The organism is Aquiflexum gelatinilyticum (genome assembly GCF_024741135.1).
In the GTDB taxonomy this organism is placed as follows: Bacteria; Bacteroidota; Bacteroidia; order Cytophagales; family Cyclobacteriaceae; genus Cognataquiflexum; species Cognataquiflexum gelatinilyticum.
Map to the genome: position 1 here is coordinate 19,546 of NZ_JANSUY010000004.1, position 17,271 is coordinate 36,816.

Here is a 17,271-nt window from a genome sequence, read left to right on the forward strand (position 1 = left end):
GATTAAAATCTAAAATGTGAGAATGCCTTGTTTGCTTCAGCCATTCTGTGTGTATCATCCTTCTTCTTCACTGCAGCACCTTCGCCTTTTGAAGCAGAGATGATCTCACCTGCAAGTCTGTCCATCATTGTCTTCTCACCTCTTTTTCTGGCGTAAGTGATCATCCACTTAATACCTAGGGACGTTTTTCTTTCAGGTCTAACTTCCATTGGAACCTGGAATGTAGCACCACCAACTCTACGACTCTTCACCTCTACGGCTGGAGTTATATTGTTAAGCGCTTTTTTCCAAACCTCAAGACCGTTCTCACCTACTTTTGATTCTACCTTCTCGACTGCGTCGTAGAAAATTTTGTAAGCAATACTCTTCTTACCATCTACCATCAGACAGTTCACGAACTTGGTTACCAAGGTGTCGCCGAACTTCGGGTCAGGAAGAATATATCTCTTCTTTGGTTTCGCTTTTCTCATTTCTTAAATTAGTTTTTATTATTTCTTTTTTGCTGGAGCACCTTTTGCTGGGGCACCTTTAGCAGCTTGACCTGGCTTAGGTCTCTTAGCACCGTACTTGGAGCGACCTTGCTTACGGTCTTTTACTCCTGCAGTATCCAATGCACCTCTGATAATGTGGTAACGTACTCCCGGAAGATCCTTCACACGACCACCTCTGATCAATACGATAGAGTGTTCTTGCAAATTGTGACCTTCACCCGGAATGTAGGCATTTACCTCTTTACCATTCGTCAATCTTACCCTAGCCACTTTCCTCATCGCTGAGTTAGGCTTCTTAGGCGTGGTAGTGTACACCCTGGTACAAACACCTCTCCTTTGAGGACAAGAATCCAAAGCTCTCGATTTGGATGTGGTCTCAAGGGTGGTTCTACCTTTTCTTACTAACTGTTGTATAGTAGGCATTAACTGATAAAATTTATTTTTCTTCCTTTAACTTGTGAATTTTGGACTGCAAAGGTATGCAAATAGGTAAAACAAACAAAATTAAGCTGTTATATTTTTATCAAGCCTCACCAAAGTTTCCTCCAAAGTTTAAAGGAAAACTTGGTCCTTCTGAACCACCTTCTATTTTCCCAAAAGCTTGTTCGTATTTACTGATGTTGTCTTTCAGCGCAGCCAATAGCCTTTTTGCATGATCAGGAGTCATAATGATCCTTGACTTTACTTTTGCCTTTGGTACACCGGGCATTAATCTGATAAAATCAATCACAAACTCTGAATTGGAATGGGCGATCATGGCGAGGTTACTATAGATCCCTTCTGCAATCTCTTCCGATAGTTCAACATTGATCTGCTGATCCATTATTGGTTTTTGTCCTTTTCCGTCTTCCATGGCGATTTTGTTTTGATGAAAAAAGGCCTGTATTCCATACAGGCCTTTCAATTATGAATAAATCAATTTTTATTTAACTGTTTCTCGTGATTTGTTGGATGACCTTTCTTTCTCTGCAGAAAGTCTGTCATAATCCTCCTGAGAACCTACTATGATTTCTGCGAAACCTCTCTGTCCTGTACCTGCAGGGATCAAATGTCCTACAATTACGTTTTCTTTTAAGCCCAACAACTCATCACGCTTACCTCTAATGGCAGCTTCACTCAATACCTTGGTTGTCTCCTGGAAGGAAGCAGCCGAGATAAAGCTTTCAGTACCCAAAGAAGCTGCAGTGATACCTTGTAGAGTTGGTTGAGATACGGCTGTTTCTGCATCTCTAACCTGCACAAGTTTCAAATCCTTGCGCTTCAAGCTTGAGTTTTCATCCCTCAATCTTCTTGAAGTAATGATCATACCTGGCTTCAATGTAGAAGAATCTCCAGCATCCATAACAACTTTCTTGTCAAGAATATTGTCATTCTCTTCTCTGAAAGCCCATTTGTCCACCACTTGGTTTTGAAGGAATCCAGTATCACCTGCGTCAAGGATTTCAACTTTCTGCATCATCTGGCTTACAATAACCTCGATGTGCTTGTCATTGATTTTTACCCCTTGAAGTCTGTAAACTTCCTGAATTTCATTTACCAAATATTCCTGTACGGCAGTTGGGCCTTTGATAGAAAGGATATCACTTGGTGTGATAGCACCATCTGACAAAGCTTCACCTGCACGGATAAAGTCATTTTCCTGAACAAGGATGTGCTTGGAAAGAGAAACCATGTATCTTTTCTTCACACCATCTTTAGATTCGATAAAGATTTCACGGTTACCTCTCTTGATGCCACCATAAGTAACAACACCATCAATCTCAGAAACCACAGCAGGGTTAGAAGGATTTCTCGCTTCGAACAATTCCGTTACTCTTGGAAGACCACCGGTGATATCTCTTGTTTTACCAACAGATCTTGGGATTTTTACCAAGATTTGACCTGATTTAACAGTTTCACCTGCTTCAACAGCCAAGTGGGCACCCACAGGAATGTTGTAAGACTTACTCTCGTCAGAACCGTAGTTCACAACAACAGCAGGGTTTTTGGTTTTATCTTTTGTATCAATGATAACTTTTTCTCTGTATCCTGTCTGATCATCGGCCACTTCTTTGAAAGTAATGCCTTCGATGATAGAATCAAATTCGATTTCACCATCAAATTCGGAAAGAATTACGGCGTTGTATGGATCCCACTTACAAAGTGCTTCACCTTTACCGATTTTTTGACCATCCTTTACATTCAAAGTAGCTCCATAAGGAACATGGTTTGAAACCAAAGTTTTTCCAGTCTTGGCATCATTGATTTTGATCTCTCCTGATCTACCCATTACCATAGAAACCGGTTCGCCTTCTTTGGTGGTTGTGTCAATCCATCTCAATTCTTCATCAAATTCAACAACACCTTCAAACTTGGCAGTGATGCTTGCTTCAACAGAAATATTGGAAGCTGTACCACCTACGTGGAAGGTTCTCAATGTCAACTGAGTTCCTGGTTCACCGATAGACTGCGCGGCAATTACACCGACCGATTCACCGTTTTGTACCATTCTACCGGTAGCAAGGTTACGTCCGTAGCATTTTGCACAAACACCTCTTCTTGTTTCACAAGTCAATACAGACCTGATTTCGACTTCTTCTATAGTAGATTCGTCTACTTTTCTGGCGATTTCTTCTGTGATTTCAATTCCTGCAGGAACAACAAGTTCTTCAGTCACCGCATCATATACATCGTGTACAGATACCCGACCTAAGATTCTTTCAGAAAGTGGTTCAACGATTTCGTCATTGTCTTTTAAAGCCTGAACGACTAAACCTCTCAAAGTACCACAATCCTCTTCAGAGATAATCATATCCTGAGCAACGTCAACAAGTCTTCTTGTCAGGTAACCCGCATCCGCAGTTTTCAATGCAGTATCAGCAAGACCTTTACGCGCACCGTGTGTAGAGATGAAGTATTCCAATACATCGAGTCCTTCTTTGAAGTTCGAAAGAATTGGGTTTTCGATGATCTCACCTACAGAGCCTTGAAGGTTTTTCTGTGGCTTGGCCATCAAACCTCTCATACCACCCAACTGACGGATTTGCTCTCTAGAACCTCTGGCTCCTGAGTGCATCATCATGTAGATGGCGTTGAATCCTTGCTTATCCTCTTCCATCTGTTTCATCAGGATGTTGGTTAGGAAGGAGTTCGTTCTAGTCCAAATATCAATTACTTGGTTATATCTTTCATTGTCTGTGATCAGACCCATGAGGTAGTTGTTCCAAACCTGATCAACCTCATCTTTCGCTTTAGCAATCAATGGATCTTTCTCAACAGGAATAATAACATCATTCAATCCCATGGACAATCCACCGGCATATGCCATTTGGAATCCAAGATGCTTGATATCATCTAGGAATTGTGCTGTTCTGGAAACACCACAAATCTTAACAACTTCTGAAATGATCTGTTGAAGTTTCTTCTTAGTCAACAACTCATTGACAAAACCTACAACCTCAGGAACAAACTGGTTGAAAATCAATCTACCTGCAACAGTTTCAATGATTTTTTCAACCAATTGGCCATTTTCATCTCTTACGTGCACTTTACACTTGATAAATGCATGTTGTGAAATTCTACCTTCATTTAAAGCGATGATAACTTCTTCTTCACCGTAGAAAGTCATTCCTTCTCCAAGGACAATTTCTTCAGGAGTAGATCTCTTTCCTTTAGTCACATAGTACAATCCAAGAACCATGTCCTGAGAAGGAACCGTGATAGGCGCTCCGTTGGCAGGGTTTAGGATGTTGTGTGAGGAAAGCATCAAAGTCGAAGCTTCCAAAATCGCTTCATGTCCAAGTGGTACGTGAACAGCCATCTGATCACCGTCAAAATCGGCGTTGAATGCAGTACACACCAATGGGTGAAGTTGGATTGCTTTTCCTTCGATCAATTTTGGTTGGAAAGCCTGGATACCTAACCTGTGCAAAGTTGGAGCACGGTTTAGCAATACAGGGTGTCCTTTCAAAACGTTTTCAAGAATATCCCAAACTACAGGATCTTTTCTGTCTACAATTTTCTTGGCAGATTTTACAGTCTTTACAATACCTCTTTCGATCAGTTTCCTGATGATAAAAGGTTTGAAAAGTTCAGCTGCCATATTTTTTGGAAGACCGCACTCGTGAAGTTTCAATTCAGGACCAACGACGATAACCGAACGTCCGGAATAATCCACCCTTTTACCGAGCAAGTTTTGACGGAAACGACCTTGCTTTCCTTTCAACATATCTGAAAGAGATTTCAAAGCACGGTTACCATCTGATCTTACAGCATTTACTTTTCTTGAATTGTCAAATAGGGAATCAACTGCTTCCTGAAGCATCCTTTTTTCATTTCTCAAAATGACTTCTGGAGCTTTGATATCAATCAATCTCTTGAGACGGTTGTTTCTGATGATCACCCTTCTGTAAAGGTCATTCAAATCAGAAGTAGCAAATCTACCTCCATCCAAAGGTACCAATGGTCTCAATTCAGGTGGAATAACAGGAACCATTCTTACTACCATCCACTCCGGACGGTTTTCGATTCTGGTTCTTGCTTCTCTAAATGCCTCAACAACTTTAAGTCTTTTCAAAGCTTCGGCTTTTCTCTGCTGAGAAGTATCTGTTGCTGCCTGATGTCTCAAGCTGTAAGAAAGATCATCCAAATCCAACCTGGACAAAAGCATTTCGATTGCTTCAGCACCCATCTTGGCGATGAATTTATTAGGATCATCATCATCAAGCATCTGGTTTTCTTTTGGAAGCTTATCCATAATATCCAGGTACTCGTCTTCAGTCAAGAAGTCAAGATATTGCACACCGTCTTCAGCTTTGAGACCAGCTTGAACGACCGCATATCTTTCATAATAGACAATTTGATCCAGTTTTTTGGTTGGAAGACCCAATAGGTATCCGATTTTGTTGGGAAGGGATTTGAAGTACCAGATGTGAGCAACAGGAACCACCAATTCGATGTGTCCCATTCTCTCTCTTCTTACTTTCTTTTCAGTAACTTCAACACCACATCTGTCACAGATGATACCTTTATATCTTATGCGCTTATATTTTCCACAATGACATTCCCAGTCTTTTACAGGACCGAAAATCCTCTCGCAGAACAAACCGCCCATTTCAGGCTTGTAGGTTCTGTAGTTGATTGTTTCGGGCTGCGTTACTTCACCATGTGAACTATCCAGAATGGATTCTGGAGAGGCCAAACTAATAGTGACTCTGGAAAAGTCGTTGTTTAGTTTTTTATTTTTTCTGAACGCCATAATTGTCGAAGAGTATGTGAAGGGCCTTGCGGCCCATTGGAATTTTATTAATCAAGGGTAATTTCTAGTGCAAGACCTCTAAGCTCGTGTACCAATACGTTGAATGATTCAGGAATATTTGGCTTAGGAAGGTTTTCACCTTTTACAATAGCCTCATATGCCTTGGCTCTACCCACCACGTCATCAGATTTCACAGTTAAGATTTCCTGCAACACATGTGATGCTCCAAATGCTTCAAGAGCCCAAACTTCCATTTCTCCAAAACGCTGACCTCCAAACTGGGCTTTACCACCCAAAGGCTGCTGCGTGATCAAAGAGTATGGACCGATAGACCTTGCGTGCATCTTATCATCGACCAAGTGACCAAGTTTCAACATGTAGGTAATCCCTACAGTTACCGGCTGATCAAATCTCTTACCTGAAAGACCATCGTATAGGTATGTCCTACCATAAGAAGGCAATCCTGCAAGATCAAGTTCATGAGATACTTCTTCCATTGTAGCACCGTCAAAGATTGGAGTCGAATATTTCTTTCCAAGCTTCATACCTGCCCAAGCAAGAACTGTCTCATAGATCTGGCCGATGTTCATCCTAGAAGGTACACCAAGTGGGTTGAGTACGATATCCATCGGTGAACCATCTTCCAAGAAAGGCATATCTTCCTCTCTTACGATTCTGGCCACAATACCTTTGTTACCGTGACGACCCGCCATCTTATCTCCTACTTTCAGTTTACGTTTTTTGGCAACATAAACTTTAGCAAGTTGAACGATTCCGGCAGGAAGTTCATCCCCTACTTCAAGGGTGAATTTATCTCTTTTAAATCTTCCTGAAATCTCGTTTCTGGAGTTCACATAGTTTTTAACCAATTTCTGGATCAAAACATTCGTGTGTGCATCTTCAGTCCAATCATCAAGAATGATATCGGAAATCAAATTGGCCTCTTCAGGTACATTGTAGTTTGACTCATCTCTATAAGGATTTTTCGCAGGGAAGAGATTTTGCTCAATATTTTTCAAATTGAACTTAACCCCTTTGCTGATAATCTCATCGCCGAACTTATGCCTAACACCTTGAGAAGTTTTTCCGTCAAGAAGAGTGACCAATTTGTTGATCATTTTTGCACGGATACCCAAAAGGTCTTTGGCATATTTACCTTTCAGTTTTTCTACCTCGGCTTTTGACTTAGCCCTAAGATCTTTGTCTTTCTTAGGTCTTGAGAATAGTTTGGTTTCTATAACAACACCATTCAATGATGGTGAAGCTTTCAAAGACGCATCTTTTACATCACCCGCTTTGTCACCAAAGATCGCTCTCAACAATTTCTCTTCCGGAGTCGGATCAGTTTCACCTTTTGGAGTGATTTTACCAATAATGATATCGCCTTCTTTCACTTCTGCACCGACTCTGATAATACCATTTTCATCAAGGTTTTTAACAGCCTCTTCAGAAACGTTTGGAATTTCAGAAGTCAATTCTTCTTCACCCCTTTTGGTATCTCTTACTTCAAGTTGGAATTCTTCAATGTGGATAGAGGTGAAAACATCTTCTCTTACTACCCTTTCTGAAATTACAATCGCATCTTCGAAGTTATATCCCTGCCAAGGCATGTAAGCTACCATCAGGTTTTTACCGAGAGCCAACTCACCGTTGTTGGTGGAATAACCTTCAACTAGTACCTGTCCTTTGGTTACTTTTTCTCCCTTAAGTACTAATGGAGTAATGTTGATGGTAGTATCCTGATTGGTTCTTCTGAATTTTACCAATTCATAAGTCTTATACTCATCACTGAAATTGACCAAAAGGTCATCTTCGGTAAGATCGTATTTGATTGTGATTTTGCTTGCATCGACATATTCTACTACACCGTCTGCTTCAGCCAATACCAAAGATCTTGAATCAGTAGCAGCCTTTGCTTCCAAGCCAGTTCCAACAATTGGAGCCTCAGGCTTCAATAATGGTACAGCTTGACGTTGCATGTTAGATCCCATCAAGGCACGGTTAGCATCATCATGCTCCAAGAAAGGAATCAAAGATGCTGCCACTGATACAATTTGATTGGGAGCAACATCCATATAGCTGATTTCCTTTGGTTCTAAAACCGGGAAATCACCTTCAAATCTTGCTTTTACTTTTTCGTTGATAAAGATTCCATTGGCATCCAATGGTGCATTTGCCTGTGCAATGTTGTTGTCATCTTCTTCTTCTGCAGTCAAGAAAACAATATCATTGGAATTCATGCTTACTTTACCTTCTTTCACTTTTCTATATGGAGTTTCGAGGAAACCCATTGAGTTCACTTTAGCATGAACACAAAGTGAGGATATCAATCCAATGTTTGGACCTTCCGGAGTTTCGATAGTACACAAACGACCGTAGTGCGTGTAGTGAACGTCACGAACTTCAAATCCGGCTCGTTCTCGTGAAAGACCACCTGGACCCAATGCAGATAACCTTCTCTTGTGAGTAAGTTCTGCAAGTGGATTGGTCTGGTCCATAAACTGAGAAAGTTGGTTGGTACCAAAGAAGGAGTTGATGACAGAGGATAAAGTACGTGCATTGATCAAGTCAACAGGCTTGAAATCTTCATTGTCACGGACGTTCATCCTTTCTCTGATTGTTCTTGCCATACGTGCAAGACCAACTCCGAACTGGCTGTAAAGTTGCTCCCCAACTGTACGAACCCTTCTATTACTTAAGTGGTCAATATCATCGACTACAGCTTTGGAATTGATCAATCCAATCAAATACTTCACAATGCTGATGATATCTTCAGTTGTCAAAACAATTTTCTCAGGATCAATCTGTAATCCAAGCTTCTTATTAATTCTATATCTACCAACTTCTCCAAGATCATATCTTTTGTCAGAGAAGAAAAGACCATGAATAACTTCTCGGGCAGTTGCCTCATCCGGAGCCTCCGTATTCCTCAATTGACGGTAGATAACCTCTACAGCCTCTTTCTCTGAGTTGGAATTGTCTTTTTGTAGGGTATTATAAATAATAGAGAAATCAGCGACGTTCACATCTTCTCTGTGAAGAATAATTGACTTAGCGCCTGATTCCAATATCAGAGATATATCTTCATCTGTTAGAATGGAATCCCTCTCTAACAAGACTTCATTTCTATCGATCGACACTACTTCACCTGTATCCTCATCCACAAAATCCTCAACCCAAGTGCGGAGTACCCTTGCAGCAAGTTTTCTACCTGAAACTTTTTTAAGGTTGTTTTTTGTTGCATCGATTTCTTCTGAAAGGCCAAACAAATCAAGAATTTCCTTATCAGAACCAAAACCAATGGCTCTTAGCAAGGTTGTAACAGGAAATTTTTTCTTTCTGTCAATGTATGCATACATGACATTATTAATATCTGTAGCAAATTCTATCCAGCTCCCTTTGAAAGGAATTATTCTGGCAGAATAAAGCTTGGTACCGTTAGTATGCTTGCTCTGCGCAAAGAAAACGCCCGGAGACCTGTGTAATTGAGATACAATAACCCTTTCTGCACCGTTGATTACGAATGACCCTTTTTCGGTCATGTAAGGAAGATTTCCTAGGAATACTTCTTGTTCAATAGTTTCGAAATCTTCATTGTCCTCATCATGACAGAGAAGACGTAGTTTTGCTTTAAGAGGAACAGAATAAGTTAGGCCTCTATCAATGCACTCCTCAACGCTATATTTTGGAGGATCAACTGCATAGTCAATAAATTCAAGGGTAAAATTTTCACGGGAATCCGAAATTGGAAAATTCTCTGAAAATACCTTAAACAGACCATCTTGCCTTCTTTTTTCAGCGGGAGTATCCAATTGGAAAAAGTCTTTGAAAGATTGTAATTGGATATCTAAGAAATCCGGATAGTCTTTGACTACCTTAATAGATGAGAAACTTTTCCTTACGGTTTGATTCTGGATAGCCAAGGCAGTATATGTTTTAGTGATAATGAATAACTAAATGCGACAATTTTCGCTTAGAATAATGCAATTTATTACCTGTGCACAAACAGGAAAAGACCTGACTATTCAGTCAGGTCCTAATTTATAACCTTTACCTAAAGGGAAAGGTTATTCAAATTATTTAATCTCTACTTCAGCACCAGCTTCTTCAAGAGACTTCTTCAAAGCATCAGCCTCATCTTTGGCGATACCTTCTTTCACAGCTTTTGGAGCTCCGTCAACCAATTCTTTAGCTTCTTTCAAGCCAAGACCAGTCAATTCTTTCACTAGCTTCACAACAGCCAATTTCTGACCGCCAGCAGCTTTCAAGATTACATCAAAGGAAGTTTTTTCTTCCACTTCAGCAGCACCAGCACCGGCACCGCCAACAGGACCAGCAACAGCAACAGCAGCAGCTGCAGGCTCGATGCCATATTCATCCTTCAATATATCAGCCAATTCTTTTACTTCTTTTACAGTCAAGTTTACTAACTGATCAGCAAGTTGTTTAAGATCTGCCATTGTATTAATATTTAAATTGTTGATTTTTTTTTAACTAATTTGATAACTTAATTTTTATTCTTTTTCAGAAAGAGTCTTTACAAGCCCTGCCAATGTATTCTGTCCACTTTGAAGGGCAGAAATAAGGTTTTTCGCAGGAGATTGAAGAAGCGCAATAACATCTCCAAGAAGTTCTTGTTTTGACTTCAAATTGGACAATAAATCCAACTGATCTTCGCCTAAGAAAATTCCTGAATCTATTGAAGCACCTTTGAATAAAGGTCTAACCTCTTTTTTACCAAGCTTCTTTCTGAAATCTAGGATAACTTTTGCAGGAAGATTACCAGTCTCTTTTGAGAAGATAATACCTGTGAATCCTTTTAAAGCTACTTCTGAAAATTCAGTGTAGTCTGCATCAAGATTTTCCAACGCTTTTTTAATCAGCGTATTCTTATAAACCTTGTATTCTACGCCTTTTTCAAAACATGCTCTTCTGAAGGCATTTACCTGTGCCACTGTAAACCCTGAAGCATCAGTGATATAGAAGTAGGGATTTTCCTTAAACTTCTCGGTAAGACCTTCGATTATTTCTAATTTTTCTTCTCTAGTCATGATTAAATACCTTGAAAACTTCCTTTATCTACTTTCACTCCAGGAGACTGCGTACTTGACAAGTGAATGCTCCTGAAATACGTTCCTTTAGAAGAAGATGGTTTCAATTTGGATATTGTATTAATAAGTTCTTTGACGTTATCCTGAATTTTTTCAGGTTCAAAAGAAACTTTTCCTACACTCGCATGGATAATTCCAAATTTATCAACTTTAAAATCGATTTTACCAGCTTTTACTTCTCTAACTGCTTTACCAACTTCTAAGGTAACTGTACCTGATTTTGGATTTGGCATCAAGCCTCTGGGACCCAAAACCCTACCTAATCTACCTACTTTAGCCATAACGTTTGGCATGGTTATGATGACATCTACATCAGTCCAACCACCCTCAATTTTAGCTATATAGTCGTCTAGACCTACATAATCAGCACCAGCTTCTTTGGCTTCCTCTACTTTGTCAGGTGTGCATAACACCAAGACTTTTACATCTTTACCTGTGCCATGTGGCAAAGCCACTACACCTCTCACCATTTGATCTGCTTTTCTCGGATCAACGCCCAAACGGACATCAATATCAACTGAAGCGTCAAATTTTGAACTGGTAATTTCTTTAACGATAGAAGAAGCTTCCTCTAGGGAGTACAGCTGGCTTGAGTCGTACTTAGAAAGAGCTTCTTTTTGCTTTTTTGTTAACTTAGCCATATTTGTATAATTATACCTCCCAAGGGGCTTTACCCGAAACAGTGATACCCATACTTCTAGCGGTACCTGCGATCATTTTCATGGCAGATTCCACTTTGAAAGCGTTTAAGTCAGGCATTTTCACCTGAGCAATTTCCTTAACTTGATCCCAAGTAACGGAACCTACTTTTTTCCTGTTTGGCTCTGCTGAACCACTTTTAATCTTCGCAGCCTCAAGCAACATGTTTGCTGCAGGAGGAGTCTTTACTACGAATTCAAATGTTTTGTCAGAGAAAACAGTAATCAAAACAGGCAATACCTGACCCATTTTATCTTGGGTACGGGCATTGTATTGCTTACAGAACTCCATGATGTTCAAACCCTTGGAACCAAGAGCCGGACCAACCGGAGGTGATGGATTTGCCTGGCCACCTTTCACCTGTAATTTCACATAACCTGTGATTTCCTTAGCCATTTCTTAATCTTGTTTTTCTACTTGTATAAAGTTTAATTCTACCGGCGTATTTCGACCGAAGATCTTGACCATAACATTCAATTTCTTCTTGTCTTCAAACACCTCCTCAATAATTCCCGAGAAACCACTGAATGGACCGTCCATTACTTTGACAGTCTCTCCAACTATAAATGGTGTATCAAGTTTCACGGCAAACTCATCAATCTCCTCAACTCGTCCTAAGATTCTGTTGATTTCAGATTGGCGTAATGGTTCAGGGGTTTTGGAAGCTCCCCCCTGGTTTGATCCTAAGAAACCGATAACACCCGGGATACTTGTAATAACGTGATTGGCTTCACCGTGAGTCAAATCCGCATTGATCAAAACATAGCCAGGAAAGAAGTTTCTTTCACGGACTCTCTTTTTACCATTACGCATTTCGTAAACTTTTTCAGAGGGTATCAAGACTTCAGGAATAAATTCCTCAAGTTTTTGACGGACAATTTCATTATCCAAGTAAGACTTGGTTTTTTTCTCTTGTCCGGCTACTACTCTAAGTACGTACCACTTATGTTCAGCCATCAGTATTATTCAATTAGAATAGATCGTAAAACCATTTCATCAATTTCTCGAATCCCAAGTCTATCGCTCCAATAACAAGAGCAAAAATGAGAGATGCGACTATTACCAAAACAGCACTGTTTTGCAAAAACGAATACGAAGGCCATGTGACCTTGTTTTTCATTTCGTCGATTGATTCGATAACAAAACTCTTAATATTCATGGTTTACTACATTTTGTGCACGGGCAGAGAGATTCGAACTCCCATCAACGGTTTTGGAGACCGCTATTCTGCCATTGAACTATGCCCGTAGAATTTTAAGTCCCCAAAAGGAACGCAAAGGTAGTCAGAAATGGGATGAGATACAAATGCGATCCTAAAAATTTATTCAGGATCGCATTTGAAATTTTATAAATTCTAAGACAATTAGTCAAGAATTTCAGTCACCTGACCGGCACCTACAGTTCTACCACCTTCACGGATAGCGAAACGAAGACCTTTTTCAAGTGCAACTTTGTTCAATAAGTTAACTTCAATAGTCACGTTATCACCTGGCATAACCATTTCAACGTTTTCAGGAAGCATGATTTCTCCAGTCACGTCAGTAGTTCTCAAGTAGAACTGTGGACGGTATTTGTTGAAGAATGGGGTATGACGTCCACCCTCTTCTTTAGAAAGAACGTAAACTTCAGCCTTGAAGTGAGCGTGTGGCTTCACAGAGTTTGGCTTACAGATAATCATACCTCTTCTGATTTGAGATTTTTCAATACCTCTCAACAAAAGACCTACGTTATCACCTGCTTCACCTCTGTCAAGGATTTTACGGAACATCTCCACACCTGTTACAGTAGACTTCAATCCCTCAGCACCCATACCGATGATATCTACAGGATCTCCAGAGTTGATTACACCTCTTTCGATTCTACCAGTAGCAACAGTACCACGTCCGGTGATTGAGAACACGTCTTCCACAGGCATCAAGAAATCTTTGTCGATCAAACGCTCAGGAATTGGAATATATTCATCAACTGCATTCATCAACTGCATTACAGTTTCTTCCCACTTTGCTTCACCATTAAGTGCACCAAGAGCAGATCCAGCAATTACAGGGATGTTATCTCCATCAAAATCATAGAATGAAAGAAGTTCTCTGATTTCCATTTCCACAAGCTCAAGAAGCTCAGGATCATCCACCATATCAACTTTATTCATAAATACAACTAGTGCAGGAACACCTACCTGACGAGCAAGAAGGATGTGTTCTCTAGTCTGAGGCATAGGTCCATCAGTGGCAGCTACTACTAGAATAGCACCGTCCATCTGAGCAGCACCTGTAACCATGTTTTTCACATAATCAGCGTGTCCAGGACAATCTACGTGAGCGTAGTGTCTTTTCTCCGTAGAGTATTCTACGTGAGAAGTATTGATAGTGATACCTCTTTCTTTTTCTTCCGGCGCGTTATCGATAGAAGAAAAATCTCTTAATTCAGAAAGACCCTTTTTCGCCAAAACGGTAGTAATGGCAGCAGTCAAAGTTGTCTTTCCATGGTCTACGTGACCAATCGTACCGATGTTAACGTGCGGTTTTGAACGGTCAAAGGTTGCTTTTGCCATGCGTGAAAATCCTCTGTTTTAGTTAAGGTTATAATTAATTTAATTTTTTTAAATGTTTCAGAGCCAACGACGGGAATTGAACCCGTGACCCCTTCCTTACCAAGGAAGTACTCTACCCCTGAGCTACGTCGGCTGATAACATTCGCTCTGCTTATAAAAGCATAGAGCGGGAGACGAGGCTCGAACCCGCGACCTGCAGCTTGGAAGGCTGCCGCTCTACCAACTGAGCTACTCCCGCTTTTGAAATGCTGTGCAAAAGTAATAAATTATTTTGCAATTCACACTTTGTGGGGGAAACAGGATTCGAACCTGTGAAGACATAAGTCAACGGATTTACAGTCCGTCCCAGTTGGCCGCTTTGGTATTCCCCCAACTGATAATTGCTAAGAAAAGATGCCAAAATAGCTTTTCGTATTCTTAACGGATGGCAAAATTATACCCTTTTCCTAAACATTCAAAATTATGCCTGAAAATTTCAAAGTATTTTTTGAATGCCTGCATTAATCACATAAAAATCAATGATTTAATTTTTTTCAAGGTATTGAGAGAGGAAAAATTCCTCATACCTTTTGGCTAATTCATCCTTTTCAAGAGAAAACAATTCTTTTGCTTTATCCAATACTCCCGGCTCATCTATGAATCCAAATAATCCCATAAAGGCCCCAATCCTGACATAATTGGAGGTGTTATCTTTTGCAATGGCATATAAATTATTAATTGCTTTCTCGGTTCCTTCTCCAGGATTTTGTACAAAATATTCGCTGTAATATCCGAGGAAATAATAAAGTGACTGCCCACTTTGCGCGCTTAGGTTATTGTGAAACCAGTCAGATTTACCCTCCACCAAATTTGTAATATAATATTCGGCTACCGGAACCAATAATCTGATGTTTTTCTCAGATTCAAATCTTATTGCTATGCTCTCTCTATCCGCATTGTTTTCATTTTCCAAATAAGCAGCCAAAGCAGCACCTGCCACATAATAGGAAGGTTGTTCCATCCATTTCAGAAAGTATGGTGCGTACTTATCCGGATCAATCAAGCTAAGCATTTCAATAGCTCCCTGCTTCACTGTGTTTTTCGGATCTGACTCTGCCAATTCCAATAACCGCTGTTCAAGACCGGAAATCTCCAAAAGCCATTCAGGATGCTGGGCTACCTGCATAATTGCAGCCTCCCTGATTGCCCAAAAAGGATCATTTAATGCTCTTCCAACCAAGTAAGCAACTTCCGGATCATCTGCATATGAATTAGCCAAACTGTCCAATGCTTCGAATCTGGAAACCCCCAAAGTTGAAATACTGAACTGCTTTTTGAAATGATCAGCTCCTCTAGAGGATTTTTTTTGCGCCAATAACTCCAAGGCTTCATCCACATACAAATGGGTCAAAGGAACTTTGTTTTCTATTGCAAACTGCTGCCAAGCCTTGTCCAAGACCAATTCTTTTTCATATCTCTTTCCATCAAAATACCAGCTCACTTTGAACGGAATCTTGTAAAGGGGTGTAGAAGTCAGGTCTTGTTTTTGTGAAACGGTCAGTAGGAGATTTTCAGGCTGACTGTAATCTACCTCATATTCCAAATTAGGATGGCCTGAAGCTAAAAACCACTGATTGAAAAACCAGTTCAGGTCCTGACCTGTAACCGTCTCAAAGGCCATTCTTAGGTCATGCACTTCAACACTTGAAAACGCATGTTTGGTCAAATAAAGCCTAATAGCTTCAAAAAATGCCTCATCCCCGATATGTCTCCTAAGCATATGGAGAATTCGTCCGCCTTTTGCATAGGAATGACTATCAAACATATCTTCTGAATTGTCATAGTAAAACCTGATCAGGTCAACCTGTTTTTCTTGAGATTCTTCAAAATACATTTCCATTTCGGATATATGGTGCATGTCGGCATCATCTTTCCCGTTTTTGTATTCATACCAAAGATATTCTGAATAGTTGGCAAAGGCTTCATTCAATGTCAGGTTTGCCCATGATTCATTGGTGACGTAATCTCCTATCCATTGGTGAAACAGCTCATGTGCAATGATACCGTCCCATTCTGAATCAATGGCTGCCCTTGCATCAAGATTAAGTTCTTCCATGAAAACTGAAATGGTAGTGTTTTCCATTGCCCCAGAGACAAAATCCCGGACCACAACCTGATCATATTTTTGCCAAGGATACCTGACTCCAAGGATTTTGGAGAAAAATCCGATCATCTCCGGTGTATTTTGGAATACCATCTTAGCTCCTTCTTCAAATTCTTTTTCAACATAATACCTCACAGGCATTCCTTCCCATTCGTCTTTGATCTCTACATAGTCCCCAACAACCACCGCCGCCAAATACGGTGCATGTGGCAAGTCCATCACCCAATGATCAGTTCTTGTCCCATCTGCATTTTCCTTACTTGATTTCAAAAGACCGTTACTGATTGTCCTGTATTTTTTATCAACCGTCATTCGGATTTCTTGTGTCATCCTTTCATTGGGAGAATCAATAGTCGGAAACCACTTTGAGTTATGTTCGGTCTCCCCCTGCGTCCAAATAAGTGTGGGCTTATTTGGGTCTTCTCCTCGGGGATTAATAAAGTAAAGCCCTTTGGTATCGGTAATGGCTGCACTTCCCAATTCGGGATTCTCATTTGGTTTGGCAGTATATTTTATCCTGACTTGGATCGTGTCTTTGGCAGTGTAGGTCTGCGGCAGATAAGCCGTGACTATCTGACCATCATAGCGGAAATTCAGTTCTGTCTCTTTTCCCTCATTAATCAAAGAAAAAATATGGATGTCAAAATCCTGGGCATCCAAAACAAGTTCATTTTGAGGATAAAAATGCGGTTTCAAGGTAAGGACAGCAACTCCATTTACCCATTCTTTCTGGTAGTCAAATGACAAATCCAAAGCAGTATGCAACAGGTCAAAATGCCTCGTGTCAGATGCTCTATAGGCAGCAATCTTATTTTCCAGTGCCGGAATCAAAGCTTTGATTGAGGAAGAGTCGATTGAAACAGGATCTTCAATTGCCTCATTGGTGGTCTCAATAACCTTTTGGAGCTCCTGATCCGCTACAGGTTTGGAACTTTGACATGACCAAATCAAGAAAACTGAAATTGCGAAAAGTGCCTTGGGTTTATTGAATACCATGAAAATGCTTTTTGAAGATTAATTGTATATTTAGCGCAAAATAA

The 17,271-nt window shown here is 40.3% G+C and carries 13 protein-coding genes and 4 tRNA genes; all 17 read right to left on the reverse strand.

Annotated features, from left to right (window positions below; translation table 11 throughout):
• Positions 1–2 precede the first annotated feature (2 nt).
• The 17 genes from rpsG to NU887_RS08000 all read right to left on the reverse strand — a co-directional run bounded on the left by rpsG (position 3) and on the right by NU887_RS08000 (position 17,227).
• A complete protein-coding gene (gene rpsG, locus NU887_RS07920; protein ID WP_113924100.1) occupies positions 3–470 on the reverse strand; it encodes a 30S ribosomal protein S7 in 468 nt (155 codons plus the stop codon).
• 18 nt (positions 471–488) lie between these two features.
• Positions 489–914 (reverse strand): 30S ribosomal protein S12, encoded by a 426-nt coding sequence (gene rpsL / locus NU887_RS07925; protein WP_113924099.1) that lies wholly within the window; start codon positions 912–914, stop codon positions 489–491.
• 100 nt (positions 915–1,014) lie between these two features.
• Positions 1,015–1,344 (reverse strand): DUF3467 domain-containing protein, encoded by a 330-nt coding sequence (locus NU887_RS07930; protein ID WP_258422831.1) that lies wholly within the window; start codon positions 1,342–1,344, stop codon positions 1,015–1,017.
• A 69-nt stretch (positions 1,345–1,413) separates the two neighbouring features.
• On the reverse strand, positions 1,414–5,727 hold the full coding sequence (rpoC, locus tag NU887_RS07935; protein WP_258422832.1) for a DNA-directed RNA polymerase subunit beta': 4,314 nt from the start codon (positions 5,725–5,727) through the stop codon (positions 1,414–1,416).
• Positions 5,728–5,774: 47 nt separating this feature from the next.
• Positions 5,775–9,650, reverse strand: coding sequence for a DNA-directed RNA polymerase subunit beta (gene rpoB / locus NU887_RS07940; protein WP_258422833.1), 3,876 nt, complete (start codon positions 9,648–9,650; stop codon positions 5,775–5,777).
• A gap of 153 nt (positions 9,651–9,803) precedes the next feature.
• Positions 9,804–10,187, reverse strand: a complete 384-nt coding sequence (gene rplL / locus NU887_RS07945) for a 50S ribosomal protein L7/L12 (RefSeq protein ID WP_241127421.1) — start codon at positions 10,185–10,187, stop codon at positions 9,804–9,806.
• 54 nt (positions 10,188–10,241) lie between these two features.
• Positions 10,242–10,778, reverse strand: coding sequence for a 50S ribosomal protein L10 (rplJ, locus tag NU887_RS07950; protein ID WP_258422834.1), 537 nt, complete (start codon positions 10,776–10,778; stop codon positions 10,242–10,244).
• Between the two features lie 2 nt (positions 10,779–10,780).
• Positions 10,781–11,479 carry a 50S ribosomal protein L1 gene (rplA, locus tag NU887_RS07955; protein ID WP_258422835.1) on the reverse strand — a complete coding sequence of 233 codons (699 nt, stop codon included), beginning with the start codon at positions 11,477–11,479 and terminating at the stop codon, positions 10,781–10,783.
• Between the two features lie 10 nt (positions 11,480–11,489).
• Positions 11,490–11,933 carry a 50S ribosomal protein L11 gene (gene rplK, locus NU887_RS07960; protein ID WP_258422836.1) on the reverse strand — a complete coding sequence of 148 codons (444 nt, stop codon included), beginning with the start codon at positions 11,931–11,933 and terminating at the stop codon, positions 11,490–11,492.
• A gap of 3 nt (positions 11,934–11,936) precedes the next feature.
• Positions 11,937–12,494, reverse strand: a complete 558-nt coding sequence (gene nusG, locus NU887_RS07965; protein ID WP_113924091.1) for a transcription termination/antitermination protein NusG — start codon at positions 12,492–12,494, stop codon at positions 11,937–11,939.
• Between the two features lie 13 nt (positions 12,495–12,507).
• Entirely contained in the window at positions 12,508–12,696 is a 189-nt protein-coding gene (gene secE, locus NU887_RS07970) for a preprotein translocase subunit SecE (RefSeq protein WP_241127414.1), read from the reverse strand.
• Positions 12,697–12,714: 18 nt separating this feature from the next.
• Positions 12,715–12,785, reverse strand: a tRNA-Trp gene (locus NU887_RS07975).
• A gap of 115 nt (positions 12,786–12,900) precedes the next feature.
• Complete coding sequence (tuf, locus tag NU887_RS07980; protein ID WP_258422837.1) at positions 12,901–14,088, reverse strand: elongation factor Tu; 1,188 nt, start codon at positions 14,086–14,088, stop codon at positions 12,901–12,903.
• Positions 14,089–14,149: 61 nt separating this feature from the next.
• Positions 14,150–14,221: transfer RNA gene (locus NU887_RS07985), tRNA-Thr, on the reverse strand.
• Between the two features lie 32 nt (positions 14,222–14,253).
• Positions 14,254–14,326 (reverse strand) — tRNA-Gly (locus tag NU887_RS07990).
• Between the two features lie 50 nt (positions 14,327–14,376).
• A tRNA-Tyr gene (locus tag NU887_RS07995) sits at positions 14,377–14,459 on the reverse strand.
• 152 nt (positions 14,460–14,611) lie between these two features.
• Positions 14,612–17,227: a M1 family metallopeptidase gene (locus NU887_RS08000; protein WP_258422838.1), complete on the reverse strand. Its 2,616-nt coding sequence runs from the start codon at positions 17,225–17,227 to the stop codon at positions 14,612–14,614.
• Between the last annotated feature and the right edge of the window lie 44 nt (positions 17,228–17,271).

What these genes read in the sequence shown, in the direction of transcription:
- rplL (WP_241127421.1), bottom strand. Translation starts at nt 10,187, where the DNA reads ATGGCAGATCTTAAACAACTTGCTGATCAGTTAGTAAACTTGACTGTA.
- nusG (WP_113924091.1), bottom strand. Translation starts at nt 12,494, where the DNA reads ATGGCTGAACATAAGTGGTACGTACTTAGAGTAGTAGCCGGACAAGAG.
- rplK (WP_258422836.1), bottom strand. Translation starts at nt 11,933, where the DNA reads ATGGCTAAGGAAATCACAGGTTATGTGAAATTACAGGTGAAAGGTGGC.
- rpsL (WP_113924099.1), bottom strand. Translation starts at nt 914, where the DNA reads ATGCCTACTATACAACAGTTAGTAAGAAAAGGTAGAACCACCCTTGAG.
- tuf (WP_258422837.1), bottom strand. Translation starts at nt 14,088, where the DNA reads ATGGCAAAAGCAACCTTTGACCGTTCAAAACCGCACGTTAACATCGGT.
- secE (WP_241127414.1), bottom strand. Translation starts at nt 12,696, where the DNA reads ATGAATATTAAGAGTTTTGTTATCGAATCAATCGACGAAATGAAAAAC.
- rplJ (WP_258422834.1), bottom strand. Translation starts at nt 10,778, where the DNA reads ATGACTAGAGAAGAAAAATTAGAAATAATCGAAGGTCTTACCGAGAAG.
- rplA (WP_258422835.1), bottom strand. Translation starts at nt 11,479, where the DNA reads ATGGCTAAGTTAACAAAAAAGCAAAAAGAAGCTCTTTCTAAGTACGAC.
- NU887_RS07930 (WP_258422831.1), bottom strand. Translation starts at nt 1,344, where the DNA reads ATGGAAGACGGAAAAGGACAAAAACCAATAATGGATCAGCAGATCAAT.
- rpoC (WP_258422832.1), bottom strand. Translation starts at nt 5,727, where the DNA reads ATGGCGTTCAGAAAAAATAAAAAACTAAACAACGACTTTTCCAGAGTC.
- NU887_RS08000 (WP_258422838.1), bottom strand. Translation starts at nt 17,227, where the DNA reads ATGGTATTCAATAAACCCAAGGCACTTTTCGCAATTTCAGTTTTCTTG.
- rpsG (WP_113924100.1), bottom strand. Translation starts at nt 470, where the DNA reads ATGAGAAAAGCGAAACCAAAGAAGAGATATATTCTTCCTGACCCGAAG.